The following is a 14,305-nucleotide window of genomic DNA, read 5'->3' on the forward strand; positions in this document are numbered from 1 at the left end:
GCCCGAAGGCCCGGGGTGATCGGCCCGGCCGTTTCTGTGCTGACTCAAGTTTTGCCGAACGCAGGAAAGTCGGCCGGATCGGGATTGGCGATCAGCGGCGCGAGGGAATACCGATGGCAAAGGAGGAGCCATGTCGCCCACGCAGATAGTCGTTCTGGTTCTCGTCATCCTGGTGGTCGCGGCGCTGGTCGCCGTGGCCCTGACCGCCTCCCGTCGCCGGGCGCTCCGGCAGCGCTTCGGCCCCGAGTACGACCGCGTCGTCGCCGAGCAGGACAGCCGCGGCGCCGCCGAGCGCGAGCTGCGCGACCGGGAGCGCCGGCACGCCGAGCTCGAACTCACCCCGCTCAGCCCCGAGTCCCGGGCGAAGTACGCCGCCGCCTGGGAGGAACTCCAGGTCCGGTTCGTCGACTCCCCCGCCGAGACCGTCGGCGAGGCCGACGAGCTGGTCAGCCGTCTGATCGCCGAGCGTGGCTACCCGACCGGCGACTTCTCCGACCAGATCGCCCACCTCTCCGTCGAGCACGCCCGCACGCTCACCCACTACCGGGACGCGCACGACATCCGGCTCGCCAACGAGCGCGGCGAGGCCGGCACCGAGGACCTCCGCCAGGCCCTGGTCCACTACCGGGCCCTCTTCGCCGACCTGCTCGGCGAGGAGCCGGTCGGGCGGCAGCTGCCCGGACAGCACCACCCGGACCGTCCGAACGACGACGTCACCACCCGCTGAGAGGACTTCCGTGATGCGCCAGGAAGAGCAGGTCAACAACGACCACCCGGAGGCCGTGCGGTCCGCGCCGGTGGCGGTACCCCCGCCGGGCGCCCCCACCGGTGATCAGCCGCACCCGCAGGACCGGGCCGAGCTGCCCGAGGAGTCCCTGGACGACCGGGGCACCTTCGGCGACCCGGTGCTGGCCGGCGAGCCGGTCGGCGACCGCCGGGACGCCGACGACCTCGACGACACCCGCCCGTACGACGTGCGCGACGCCGACCGGGACCACGACGGGCGGCGGGACGACGACCGGCGGGCGGTCGACGACCGGATCGACGACGACGAGACCGGACGGCCGGAGTTCCACGAGCCGGCGCCGCTGCCCACCGCGTTCGGCGCGACCACCGTGGGCGACGCCGTCGCCGCCTCGGCGATGGCCAGCGGCCGGCCGGCCGACGAGCGGGACCCGCGGGGCGAGGACACCGCCCAGCCGGGTGACGGCGCGCCGGGCCGTACCGACGCCTTCGACGACGAGCGGGCCGACCCGACGGCGGGCGACCGGCTGCACAGCCGGGAGCACTGGGCGGAGGAGACGGGCGACGAGCGGCGGGACGACGCGCTCGCCGCCGGCGCGGCCGGGTACGGCAGCGCCACCCCGGCCATGGTCGACCCGGACGCCGAGGACCGGGAGGCCGACGCCCCCGGTGCGCACCGGGAGCCGGCGGAGACCGACCGGGACGCGCGTACCACGTCGGAGGCCGGGGTGGCCGCGGCCGGCACGGCCGGGGTGGCCGGCGCCGGCCTCGCCGCGGCGGCCCGGCCGGCGGGCGGCGCCGTGCCGACCGACGCCGCGACCCTCTTCGAGCCGGCCGCCGCGCAGGGCTTCCGGGACCGCTGGCGCGACGTCCAACTGCGCTTCGTCGACGACCCGCGGGCCGCCGTGGGCGAAGCCCAGTCGCTGGTCGGGGAGGCCATCGAGGCGCTCTCCACGGCGCTGGCGGCGCAGCGGGACAAGCTCGGCGGCTGGCAGGACGCCGGCGAGGCGGACACCGAGCAGCTGCGGATGGCCGTCCGCCAGTACCGCGACTTCCTGGACCGCGTGCTCGGCCGCTGAGCCCACCACCAGCAGAACCCCCGGCCGGTAGCTCCGGCCGGGGGTTCTCGTCATCTGCCCCCGGACCACGCGCCAGGCATGAAACGGCGCGATCGGGGTAAGAGCGGACCCGCGATCGGGTTGCGACGACGCGGCACCGCCGCGGAGGGAGTTCACCATGGGTGACGGCCTGCGGTTGAACATGAACGGCCTGGACTACCTGATCCTGGCGCTCTACTTCGTCACGGTGCTGGGGGTCGGGTTCGCCGCCCGCCGGGCGATCCGCACCAGCGTGGACTTCTTCCTCTCCGGGCGCTCCCTGCCCGCCTGGGTGACCGGGCTGGCGTTCGTCTCGGCCAACCTGGGCGCGCTGGAGATCATCGGCATGGCCGCCAACGGCGCCCAGTACGGCGCGATGACGCTCCACTACTACTGGATCGGCGCCGTGCCGGCGATGGTCTTCCTGGGCATCGTGATGATGCCCTTCTATTACGGCTCGAAGGTCCGCAGCGTCCCGGAATACCTGCGGCTGCGGTTCAACCGGCCGACCCACCTGCTCAACGCGATCAGCTTCGCCGTCGCCCAGGTGCTGATCGCCGGGGTCAACCTGTACGCGCTCGGGCTGGTGATGCAGGCCCTGCTGGGCTGGCCGCTCTGGGTCGCCATCGTGGTGGGCGCCTTCATCGTGCTGGCGTACATCACCATCGGCGGGCTCTCCGGCGCGATCTACAACGAGGTGCTCCAGTTCTTCGTGATCCTCGCCGGGCTGATCCCGATCACGGTGATCGGGCTGGTGAAGGTGGGCGGCGTCGCCGGTCTGATGGACGCGGTCCGGGGCTCCGATCTCGGCGCGGCCGGGCTGCACACCTGGCAGGGCACCGGCAGCACGGACAACCCGCTCGGCGCGCACTGGCTGGGCATCGTGTTCGGGCTCGGTTTCGTGCTCTCCTTCGGCTACTGGACCACCAACTTCGCCGAGGTGCAGCGCGCCCTGTCGGCCCGGAACATGAGCGCCGCCCGGCGTACGCCGATCATCGCCGCCTACCCGAAGCTGCTCATCCCCCTGGTCACCGTCATCCCCGGCCTGGTCGCCCTGGTGACGGTCAAGGGCCTGGGCGCCGAGTCGGGCGACCTGGTCTACAACAACGCCATCCCGCTGCTCATGCGCGACCTGCTGCCCAACGGGGTGCTCGGGGTCGCGGTGACCGGCCTGCTCGCCTCGTTCATGGCCGGCATGGCGGCCAACGTCAGCGGCTTCAACACCGTGGTCACCTACGACATCGTGCAGGCCTACTTCAAGCGGGACCGCTCGGACGAGTACTACGTCCGGGTGGGCCGGATCGCCACCGTGCTGGGCGTGCTGGTGGGCATCGGCACGGCGTTCATCGCGGCCGGCTTCAGCAACATCATGAACTACATCCAGGCGCTGTTCTCCCTGTTCAACGCCCCGCTCTTCGCCACCTTCATCATCGGCATGTTCTGGAAGCGGATGAGCGCGGTGGCCGGTTTCTGGTCGCTGCTGCTGGGCACCCTGGCGGCCCTGTTCACCTACCTGGGCTACAAGTTCTTCGGCTGGTTCCACTTCAACTCGGACCTGGAGGAGAGCTTCTGGGGCGCCGGCATCGCCTTCGCCACGGTCGCCGTGGTGGCCGCGATCCTCACCCCGCTGACCCGGCCCAAGCGCGACCACGAGCTGGAGGGGCTGGTGTACGGCATGGCCAACACCCGGCTGGCCGACGACTCGCTGGCCGGCGACGCCGCCTGGTACCGCTCGCCGGTGCTGCTCGGCGTGGTCGCCGTGATCCTGGCCGCGCTCTTCTACATCCCGGTCTTCTAGGAAGGGACGCCGCATGTCCGACCCCCGCGAGCCGCACCACTACGACCACGAGTCGTACGACCCGCTCGTCGAGGAGACCGAGGAGGAGCGGGACCGCTCCGCCGCCGCCCGGCTGTTCGACATCCGCCGGGTGATCGGTGGCCTCTTCGTCGCGTACGGGCTGATCGTCGGCCTGATCGGGCTCTTCGACTCGCCGGCCCAGATCGACAAGGCGCAGGGCCTGCGGATCAACCTCTGGGCCGGCCTGGCCATGCTGATCTTCGGCCTGATCATGCTGGCCTGGCAGTGGCTCAGCCCCAACGAGACGCCGGCGCCCCGGCACGGCGAGGAGCGCCCCTAGGCCCGGCATGTCCCGGCCCCCGACGGGTACGTCAGGGGGAGCACGAAACCGGACAGGAGGGCAGAGGCGATGACCGATCGGGACCGGGAACGGCCGCTGGAGGAGAGCCCCGAGGTGGCGGCGGCGGTGGACGACGAGACCACGGTGCCGCAGCTGGTCACCGGTGGCGGCACCGACCCGGACAACCCGTCCTTCGCGGAGCCCGGGGCGAGCGGGGCGACCGGAGCGACCGAGGACCTGATCGGTGACCCGTACGCGGCCGGCACGGGCGCCACCGGCACCGGCACGGGCGCCGGCGGGGACAACATCCGCACCGGCGCCGAGCAGCCCTGGGAGCCGGAGGACCTGGTGCGGGCCCGGGGCCAGGACGTGACCCCGGAGAACCTGGAGCGGGCCCGGCGCGACCTGGCCGAGCTGGGCCGGGCGGCGATCGAACGCACCGTGCCCTGACCCACGCGCCCGGACCGGGGGTAAGGAGGGGCACCCTGTTAACGCATTTTGTATAGCAGGGGCCCCCGCTTAACACCTGCGCCGTCCCGCCGGTGCGGGCCCACGCCTGCGCCGTCCAGGCGGTGCGGGCCCCGCGTCGGTGCGGCGGGGTGCGGGCGGACGGGGTGGGGCCCCCGGCCGACCGGAGGGGGTCGGGCCGGGGGCCCCGGGGAACCTGCCGCCGCGGTGCCTCACTCCCGCGGCGGCGGGCAGGCCGTCGCGCCGGTCAGGAGAGCGGCGGGTAGGCGTTCTGCATGAGCTGGCTGAACTGCGCCGCGAACCAGGCACCCGAGATCGGGGCGTTGGGCAGGGCGCCGGACAGGTTGTTGCCGTTGCGGGCGTTGCCGGTGTACGTCGGGTCGCACATCCGGTCGAAGCCCTTGCCCTCGTTGTTCGGGATGGCGGTGCTGGAGCCGTCCGACTCACCCGGGGGCTTCACCCAGACGTACGCGTCGATGCCCGACTCCGGGGCGGCCTTCGGCCGCTCGCCGAGGCCCGCGCCGGACTGGTTGCACCAGTTGCCGGTGTGGTAGCGGCGGTCGACCCGCCCGCCGTCGACGTAGGCGTCGACGCTGGTGTTCGGGCCCGGGCCGGTGGGCCGGGCGGTGCCGCCCCAACCGTTGCGGGAGGTGTCGATCAGCATGCCGATGCCGGAGTTGAAACCGACCTGCACGAGCTTGTTCCGGAACGCCTGGGCGAAGGAGAGCTCGTCGACGTACTGGTTCCAGTCGATCCACTTGGACTGGCGGACGGTCTGGCCGTTCACCGAGTCGGTGACCTTGACGTACGGCTCCCGCAGCGCGGAGTAGTTCGCCGTGTTGACGATGAAGCCGTGCACGTTGTTCACCGTGCTGCCGGACGCCTTGGCGGCGGCCAGGAGCTGGTCGGCGACCGGGCCGAAGTTGCTGTCCCAGCCGATCCAGCCGTGGTGCGCGGCGTCGACGTAGTTGTAGACGTTGCCGATCGCGCCCAGCTTGGCCAGGGCGTAGCCGACGCCGTTCACGTACGCGCCGTTGGCCTTGACCGTGTCACACATGACCGTGCCGCCCGCGTTGCCCGAGGTGTTGGTCACCAGGTTGGGCAGCGAGTCGATCTCGACGATGTTGATGATCCGCAGGTTCCGGTACTTCGTGTCGGCCTGGATCGCGGCGATCGGGTCGATGTACTCGGCCTTGTAGCGGGGCAGGTCGTCCGGGCCCAGCTCGCCGTTGGAGGCCAGCGCGGAGCAGTCCCGGCCGGGCAGGTTGTAGATGACGAACTGGATGTAGCCGGCGCCCTGGGCGAGCGCGGCGTCCAGGTGGTCACGGACCCCCATCGCGCCGTTGGAGCTGCTGTTCGGGGTGCCGTTGATGGCGGCGATCCGGTCGATCCAGACCGCGGTCGGGTTGTTCGACACCCGGCTGCCGCCGGACACCGACTCGGCCTTGGCCTTCCACTCCGGGTTCACGTACCCCTTCGCCCCGGCGTACGGGTTGTCCACCTTCTGGCCGGGCGGCGGCGGGGTGGTCGTGGTGGGGGGCGGGTTGGTCGGCGAGGTGGTGGGCGGGGTGCTGGTCGGCGTGCCGGTGGGCGGCGTGGTGGTGGGCGGGGTGCCACCGTTGCAGACCGTCCCGTTCAGGGTGAACGAGGTCGGCTTCGGGTTGCTCCCGCTCCAGGACCCGTTGAAGCCGATGGTGGTGCTGGCCCCGCTGGCCAGCGAGCCGTTGTAGGACTCGTTCTGCGCGGTGACGTTCTGGCCGCTCTGCGACCATCGGGCCGACCAGCCGTTCACGACCTTCTGCGCGCTGTTCGGGAAGCTGAAGCCGAGGTTCCAGGAGCTCAGCGGGTCGCCCAGATTCTTGATCGTCACGGTGCCGGTGAAACCACCCGGCCAGTCGCTGGTGGTGTAGTCCACGCTGCACTGGGTCGCGGCCTGCGCCGCGGTGACCGGGATGGTCACCAGTCCGCCGGCCACCAGGACGCCCGCGCCGGTCAGCGCGAGCGCCCGGCTACGGCCGGACAGCCTTCTCCACAGATTCATGCCACTGATCTCCTTGGGCGAGACCGGGATCCGCGTACGGCCCGGCGAAATCGGCCCGGGCGGCGTCCGGTGGGACGGCCGTCGGTGCCACGGGTTTCTTCGGGGGGCGCCCGACCCGGACGGGCGTGGTGGTGGTGTGAGCGACCGGCGCTACCGGTCGGCGGCCCGACGCCGTCCGGATTGACCGGTGCCCTCGGCGTCTGACTCGGCGCGGTGTGGCTCCCCGAACCGCGTGCAAGCGATTCTCGCATGGGAGCGCTTCCATGGCAATGCCTCGATCGCTGGCGCCGCAGTGCGGCTCGCCGCCGACCCGGACGGGCCGCCCAACTCCCACCGGACGCCACAAGGCGACCGAGGCCGCCCGGGCGATGCGGGACCGCCGGGGCGGGCGGCAATCCGGCAGATGTGTCGTAGCACTCGAATGCGGATCAAGCTCAGCTAAATCTAAAACACGAATCTTTCCCCATATAACTCATGAACAGGTCTAACGTCGGTCGTAGCTCGGAAGTTACCGAGCTCGGGACAACAGGGATGGAGTGACGCAGGTCATGGCAAAGAAGATGCTCGGGAAGGTCGTTGCGGGCGCCGCCCTGGGTGGCGCGTCCCTGCTGGTGTTCTCGCCCGGTTTCGCGTTCGCGGACGGCGGTCACCACGACGGCGAGGACCGGGACGGGAAGGTCTTCGCCAAGCCGCATGTCGTCAAGGCCGGCGACAAGGTCGAACTCACCGAAATCTGCTCGCAGGAGCAGGAGCACGCCTTCGTCTGGTCCAAGGTCACCGGCAAGGTGAAGCTGCACGAGGCCCGCGACGGCGAGCGTGACTGGCGCGACGAGGACAAGGGCGACTGGCGCGAATCGGAGCAGGGCCGCGAGGAGCACGGCAAGGACGAGAAGGGCAAGCCCGAGGAGGGCAAGCACGAGCCCGGCAAGCCCGAAGAGGGCAAGGGCGAGCAGGGCAAGCCGGAACAGGGCAAGCCCGAAGAGGGCAAGCCCGGGCCGGGCAAGCCCGAGGATGGCAAGGGCGAGCAGGGGCCGGAGAGCGGGCCCTGGGAGCCGCAGCTGGACGGCCAGGGCGGCGGTTTCGCCGCCGACGGCTCCGGCGAGAAGCCGGAGCACGGCAAGCCGGAGCCCGGCGCGGAGCCCGGCAAGGGCGGGCCGGAGCACGAGAAGGGCTACGGCAAGGAGCAGGGCCACGAGGAGCACGGCCAGGACTCCTGGAAGAACGAGTACGACAAGTACGGCCAGGAGGAGGACTCCTGGAAGAAGGACCAGAAGGAGTCCGGCTGGGCCGACGAGGACGGCTGGGAGCACAAGCGGGACTTCGTCTACTACGGCGAGGCCCGGGTGGACGAGCACGCCAAGCCCGGCCGCTACGAGCTCCAGGGCTCCTGCGGCGAGGGTGAGCTGGTCGTCCTGCCCCACGGCAGCGTGGACGGCGGTGACGGTGGGATGACCGGCACCGGGCTGGACACGGGCATGGCCGCCGGCGGGGCCGGCATGCTGGGTGCCGCGGCGCTCGGCGGGATCGTGCTGATGCGTCGGCGTCGGACCGATGGTTCCCTCGTCTGACGGGACGGCGACACCGGCCGGCGGCCGTCACGGGAGACCGTGGCGCGCCGCCGGCGCGGCCGTCGTCCTCCTGCTGGCCCTGCTGGGCGCCGGGATGATCGGTGCCGCCACCCGGGGCGGCGCGCCCCCGCTGCGCCCACCGCAGCCACTGGCCGGGGCCGGACCGGTCGCGACGAGCACCGGGACCGCCGCGACCTGGCCGGAGTCCGACGTCGAGCAGCCGGAGACCGGTGCGGCGGAAACCGCGGCGACCGCGCCGGCCTCCGACGCCGCCCCCGGCGCGGTCGGAGCGCCCGGCACCGTGGCGGGCCCCGGCACCGTGGCGGCCCCCGGCACCGCGACGCCCACCGGCGCCGCCCTGTCGCCGGACACCGCCGGCACCCCCAACGCCGCCGGCACGCCGGACGTGCCGCTCCCGCCGGGAGCCGCCACGCCGGACGTACCCGGTGGCAGCCCGGCCGGCCCCGCCGGACCGGCACCGCTGCCCCGCTCCGCCCCCACCACCATCTCGATCCCCCGGATCGGGGTGCAGGCCGCCATCATGTCGCTGGGCACCAACCCGGACGGCACGGTCCAGGTGCCGCCGCTGGACGACGCCCTCAAGGCCGGCTGGTACGAACCGGGGGCCAGCCCCGGCGAGACCGGCAACGCGGTCATCGTCGGCCACGTCGACTCGGCGAAGATCGGACCGGCGGTCTTCTTCAACCTCGGGGCGCTGCAACCCGGCGACACCATCACGGTGGCCCGCCAGGACGGGCGGAACGCCACCTTCACCGTGGAGCAGGTGACGTCGGTCCCGAAGACCCAGTTCCCGGCCGACCAGGTCTACGGCCCGAACGACCGGGCCGGCCTGCGGGTGGTGACCTGCGGCGGCACCTTCGACCAGGCCGCCGGCAGCTACCTGAACAACATCGTCGTCTACGCCACGATGACGAGTTGAGCGGGCGCGGCCCGGCGCCCGGGGTGACCCCCCGGACGCCGGGCCGCTGCGCGTCGTGGCTCAGGCGGCGGCGGAGGTCCGCACCAGGGTACGGATCTGCCGCAGCAGCACGGACAGGGCCGCGAGGTCCGCCCGGGACTCGTCGAACTCGCCCATCGCCCGCTGGGCACGGTGGATCGAGGTCGCGTTCGACTGCTCCCACTGCTGCACCCGCTCGTGCGGTGGCAGCGAGTCCGGGGTGGAGTCGAGCACCTCCGCGGTGAGCGCGGCCAGCGCGGCGTACAGGTCGTAGCGCAGCGCCATCCGGGCCAGCGTCTGCCAGCGGTCCTCCCGCGGCAGCAGCGAGATCTTCGACAGCAGGCTGTCCACCCGGAACCGGTCGGACAGCACGAAGTAGACCGGGGCCACCTCGCCGACCTCCCGCCGCCGGCTGGCCGCGGTCTCCACCACGTCCAGCAGGCCGAAGCTGTACATCAGCCGGGTCGCCTGCTCGGCCAGCTCGCGCGGCAGGCCCTCGCCGGTCCGCGCGTCCATGTGCGCGACGATCGCCTCCCGCTCGCTGCCGTAGAAGAGGTCCTCCAGCCCCGGCAGCAGCGTGGCGACACCGTCGCGCAGCCGGGCGATCTCCGCCGGCACGTCGATCGGCGAGCGCCGGTTGGTGACCAGCCAGCGCACCGCGCGGTCGAGCAGCCGCCGGGTGTCCAGGTAGACCGCGGTCTGCAACTCCGGCGAGACCTTGGTGTCCAGCGCCTCGACCGCGTCCCACAGCGCGCGCAGCCCGAACACCTCACGGACCACCACGTACGCCCGGATCACGTCAGCCGCCGAGGCGGCCGTCTCCTCGACCACCCGGAAGACGAACGAGATGCCGCCGCGGTTGATCGCCTCGTTGACCAGCACCGTGGTGACGATGTCCCGGCGCAGCCGGTGCCGGGACATCCGGTCGGCGAAACGCTCCCGCATCGGGGTCGGGAAGTAGTTGACCAGGACGTCGGTCGTCCACTCCTCGTCCGCGAGCCCCTCGGCCAGGATCTCCTTCTCCAGGACGATCTTGACGTACGCCAGCAGCACGGCGAACTCCGGCGCGCTGAGCCCGGACTCGGTGCGCACCGCCAGCTCCTCGTCCGGCGGGAGCCCCTCCAGCGCCCGGTCCAGCTGGCCGGCCCGCTCCAGCTCGCTGATCATCCGCCGGTGCACCGGCAGCAGCGAGGCCGCCTGGGCCTGGGCCGTGTTGAGCGCCCGGGCCTGGTCGTAGTTGTCCTGCAACACCAGCTCGGCGACCTCGTCGGTCATCTGGGCGAGCAGCTCGTCCCGCTGCGGGACGGTCAGCGCGCCGTCGGCGACCGCCGTGTTCAGCAGGATCTTGATGTTCACCTCGTGGTCGGAGCAGTCCACCCCGGCCGCGTTGTCGATGAAGTCGGTGTAGATCCGGCCGCCGCCGGCGGCGTACTCGATCCGGCCGTGCTGGGTGAAGCCCAGGTTGCCGCCCTCGCCGACCACCCGGCAGCGCAGGCTCTTGCCGTCCACCCGGATGGCGTCGTTGGACTTGTCCCCGACCTCGGCGTTGGTCTGCGTCGACGCCTTGACGTAGGTGCCGATGCCGCCGTTCCAGAACAGGTCGACCGGGGCGGTCAGGATCGCCTTCATCAGCTCCTGCGGGCTGAGCTGGGTGACGTCGTCGTCCAGCCCGAGCACCGTGCGGACCTGCGGGGTGATCGGCACGGACTTGGCGGTACGCGGATGGATGCCGCCGCCCTCCGAGATCAGCTCCGGGTTGTAGTCCGCCCAGGACGACCGGGGCAGGTCGAACAGCCGCTTGCGCTCCTGGAACGAGGTGGCGGCGTCCGGATCCGGGTCCAGGAAGATGTGCCGGTGGTCGAAGGCGGCCACCAGCCGGATGTGCTTCGACAGCAGCATCCCGTTGCCGAACACGTCGCCGGACATGTCGCCGACGCCGGTCACCGTGAAGTCCTGGGTCTGGGTGTCGTGGCCCAGCTCCCGGAAGTGCCGCTTCACCGACTCCCAGGCGCCCCGGGCGGTGATGCCCATCTTCTTGTGGTCGTAGCCGGCCGAACCACCGGAGGCGAACGCGTCGCCCAGCCAGAAGTGGTGCGCCGCGGAGATCTCGTTGGCGATGTCGGAGAACGTCGCGGTGCCCTTGTCCGCCGCCACCACCAGGTACGGGTCGTCCGCGTCGTGCCGCACCACGTCGGCCGGCGGGACGATCTCGCCGCTGACGATGTTGTCGGTGACGTCCAGCAGGGCGGAGATGAACTCCTTGTAGCAGGTGACCGCCTCGTCCCGGTCCCCCGGCTTCTGCTTCAGCACGAAGCCGCCCTTGGCGCCCACCGGCACGATCACCGCGTTCTTCACCATCTGGGCCTTGACCAGGCCGAGCACCTCGGTGCGGAAGTCCTCCCGCCGGTCGGACCAGCGCAGCCCGCCGCGGGCCACCGGACCGAACCGCAGGTGCACGCCCTCGAACCGGGGCGAGTACACGAAGATCTCGAACTTCGGCCGCGGCGCCGGCAGGTCCGGGATGGCCTGCGGGTCCAGCTTGAAGGCCACGTACGGCTTGGGCCGACCGCCGACCGGCTTCTGGTAGAAGCTGGTGCGCAGGGTGGCCTGGATCAGGTTGAGGTACGCCCGCAGAATCCGGTCCTGGTCGAGGCTGGCCACCTCGTCCAGCGCCTCGCCGATGGCGGCGACCAGCTCGCCGCTGCGCTCCCGCCGCTCGTCCAGGGTGGCCGTGCCCGGGGCGAACCGGGCCTCGAAGAGCTCCACCAGCAGCCGGGCGATCTGCGGGTACGCGATGAAGGTGGACTCCATGTAGTCCTGCGAGAAGACCGTGCCGGCCTGCCGCAGATACTTCGCGTACGCCCGCAGCACGACCACCTGCCGCCAGGTGAGGCCGCCGCGCAGCACCAGCTCGTTGAAGCCGTCCACCTCGGCCTCGCCCCGCCACGCCGCCGCGAAGGCGTTCTCCACGTGCGGGCGCACCTCGGCCAACTCCTGGTGCGCCTCGGGCAGGCGCAGGCCGAAGTCGTACAGGAAGATCCGGCCGTCGACCCGCTCGACCTCGTACGGGTGCTCGTCGACCACCTTCACGCCGAGCGAGTGCAGCACCGGCAGCACCGCGGAGAGCATCATCGGCTCGCCGTACCGGTAGACCTTGAACCGGACGTCCATGCTCTCGTCGACGTCCCGGCCGGGGCCGTTGACGCGCGGCGCGAGCTGCTTGCGGAACAGGTGCATCTCGAGCTGGCCGGGCTCCTCCAGCAGCTCCAGCTTGGCCAGGTCCTTCATCGCCTCGTACGGCGTGTGCCCGTCCTTGTAGCCCTCCGGGAAGGCGTCGGCGTACCGGGCGAACAGGTGTTTGGCCTGCTCGTCGCCGAGCTTGCGCTCCAGCACCAGCCGGTAGTCGTCGTCCCACAGCCGGGTGGCGTCGGCCAGCTCCTCGGCGAGCAGGTCGGCGTCGATGTCGCCGGGCGGGTTGGTCGGGTCGGTACGCACGATGAAGTGCACCCGGGCCAACATCGACTCGGTCACCCGGGTGGTGTAGTCCACCCCGACGCCGTTCAGCTCGCGGAGCAGGATGTCCTGCATGCGCAGCCGGTTCTGGGTGGTGAACCGGTCCCGCGGCAGATAGATCAGGCAGGAGATGAACCGCCCGTAGGCGTCCCGGCGCAGGAAGACCCGCAGCTGCCGGCGGCCGGCCATCCGCAGCACGCCGATCACCGCGTGGTACAGGTCGTCGGTCTTGATCTGGAACAGCTCGTCGCGCGGGTAGGTCTCCAGGATCTGGAGCAGGTCCTTGCCGGAGTGGCTGCGCTGGCTCAGGCCCGAGCGGTCGAGCACCTCGGCCACCTTGCGGCGGACCACCGGCAGCTCCCGGACGCTGGTCCGGTACGCGGCGGTGGAGAACAGGCCCAGGAAACGCCGCTCGCCGACCACCTCGCCCGCGTCGTTGAAGATCTTGAACCCGATGTAGTCGAGGTAGGCCGACCGGTGCACGGTGGCCCGCGAGTTCGCCTTGGTGATGATGAGCAGGCGCTTCTCGGTGACCTTCTCGTGCGCCTCCGGCGTCATGGAGTTCAGCGAGCGGGCCTCCGGGGAGTCCTGCCGCAGGATGCCCAGGCCGGTGCCGAGCACCGCCTCCAGCGCCTGCCCGCCCGACGTGGCGTCGACCAGCCGGTATTCCCGGTAGCCCAGGAAGGTGAAGTGGTCGTGGGCGAGCCACCGGAGCAGCTCCACCGAGTCGGTGATGTCCTTCTCCGGCACCGGCGGGCGGTTGTCCGAGGTGCGGGCGGCGGCCAGCTCGTCGGCGAGGGCCAGGGCGCGCTGGCGCATCTTCGGCCAGTCCTCCACCGCCTCCCGCACGTCGGTCAGCACCCGCTGCAACTCGCGGCGCAGCCGTTCCCGCTCCGCCGGGTCGCGGACCGGGTCGATCTCGATCCGCATCCAGCTCTCGACCAGGTCGCCGGCGATGGCGTCGTCCGGCTCGACGTCGGCGGAGACCTCGGTCAGCCGGCCCAACGGCTCGCGGCGCACCACCACCAGCGGGTGCACCAGCAGGTGCACGTCCAGGTGGTGGGTGTTGAGCAACGCCGTCACCGAGTCGACCAGGAACGGCATGTCGTCGGCGACTATCTCGACGACCGTGTGGTGCTGGTCGGCGTGCGGCTCGTGGATCCGCAGTTTCAGCTCGCCGGGCACCCGCTGCTGGGCCAACTCCCGGTGCGCCCGGGCGGCCGCGAGCATCTCCTCGGCGGTGAAGCCGATCAGCTCCTCGTCCGGCGCGAACCGCCAGAAGCGGCCGACCAGGGTGGCCGCGTCATGGTCGTCGCCGGCCAGCGCCACCGCCTGGGCCACCAGGCGCTCCGCGTTCGGCACCGGCTCGTCGAGCTCGGCGTCCTCCACGTCGTCGCCCAACGCCTCCGGCGGCAGACCCAGATCGTAGATGGTGTCGATACTCGAACCGGTCATCCCGGTCACTCCTGTGGCGAGGCGGCCGTAGCCGTCCCCGTCGGTCGCCGAATCGAAGCTGTCGTCGTCCCGGCCGGTGTCATCCTGCCGGAGGTCGGGTCCCGGTTTGATCGCCGGACGCCGGTCCATCGGTGCCACTCCCCTCGACCCACCGCGTTGTGGGTCACTCTGCCGCCCAAGCCTAGGCCCGCCGCCCTGTGCGTGCGTCGGCGGACCTCCGACCGGACGTCCGGTCCGGGACTTCGTCCTTTCACCCGTTGCGGGTACGAGGTTGGCCGCTCGCGGATTACCCCGCGCGGCGATGTTCATCACATGACGCGACC

The 14,305-nt window shown here is 71.8% G+C and carries 9 protein-coding genes; 7 read left to right on the forward strand and 2 right to left on the reverse strand.

The annotated features are described in order from the left end of the window. Positions 1–130: 130 nt before the first annotated feature. The 5 genes from K7640_RS16070 to K7640_RS16090 all read left to right on the forward strand — a co-directional run bounded on the left by K7640_RS16070 (position 131) and on the right by K7640_RS16090 (position 4,429). The gene (locus tag K7640_RS16070; RefSeq protein ID WP_222955640.1) at positions 131–727 is read left to right on the forward strand and encodes a hypothetical protein; all 597 of its coding nucleotides are present in this window, start codon (positions 131–133) and stop codon (positions 725–727) included. 13 nt (positions 728–740) lie between these two features. Next, positions 741–1,823, forward strand: coding sequence for a hypothetical protein (locus tag K7640_RS16075; protein WP_222955641.1), 1,083 nt, complete (start codon positions 741–743; stop codon positions 1,821–1,823). A 157-nt stretch (positions 1,824–1,980) separates the two neighbouring features. Next, entirely contained in the window at positions 1,981–3,639 is a 1,659-nt protein-coding gene (locus K7640_RS16080; protein WP_222955642.1) for a sodium:solute symporter family protein, read from the forward strand. Between the two features lie 13 nt (positions 3,640–3,652). Continuing rightward, positions 3,653–3,979, forward strand: a complete 327-nt coding sequence (locus K7640_RS16085; protein ID WP_222955643.1) for a hypothetical protein — start codon at positions 3,653–3,655, stop codon at positions 3,977–3,979. Positions 3,980–4,048: 69 nt separating this feature from the next. Then, positions 4,049–4,429, forward strand: coding sequence for a hypothetical protein (locus tag K7640_RS16090; RefSeq protein WP_222955644.1), 381 nt, complete (start codon positions 4,049–4,051; stop codon positions 4,427–4,429). A 265-nt stretch (positions 4,430–4,694) separates the two neighbouring features. Here K7640_RS16090 and K7640_RS16095 read toward each other — a convergent pair whose 3' ends face one another. Next, positions 4,695–6,488: a glycoside hydrolase family 6 protein gene (locus tag K7640_RS16095; protein ID WP_222955645.1), complete on the reverse strand. Its 1,794-nt coding sequence runs from the start codon at positions 6,486–6,488 to the stop codon at positions 4,695–4,697. Positions 6,489–7,036: 548 nt separating this feature from the next. On the opposite strand from K7640_RS16095, the gene K7640_RS16100 reads away from it, so the two are divergent. Continuing rightward, a complete protein-coding gene (locus tag K7640_RS16100; RefSeq protein WP_222955646.1) occupies positions 7,037–8,056 on the forward strand; it encodes a hypothetical protein in 1,020 nt (339 codons plus the stop codon). Between the two features lie 301 nt (positions 8,057–8,357). Next, the gene (locus K7640_RS16105; protein ID WP_374198098.1) at positions 8,358–8,996 is read left to right on the forward strand and encodes a class F sortase; all 639 of its coding nucleotides are present in this window, start codon (positions 8,358–8,360) and stop codon (positions 8,994–8,996) included. A gap of 60 nt (positions 8,997–9,056) precedes the next feature. On the opposite strand, the gene K7640_RS16110 is transcribed toward K7640_RS16105, so the two are convergent. Continuing rightward, positions 9,057–14,111, reverse strand: coding sequence for an NAD-glutamate dehydrogenase (locus K7640_RS16110; RefSeq protein ID WP_222955648.1), 5,055 nt, complete (start codon positions 14,109–14,111; stop codon positions 9,057–9,059). Positions 14,112–14,305 lie beyond the last annotated feature (194 nt).

This window comes from Micromonospora sp. PLK6-60, from assembly GCF_019890675.1.
GTDB lineage: Bacteria > Actinomycetota > Actinomycetes > Mycobacteriales > Micromonosporaceae > Micromonospora.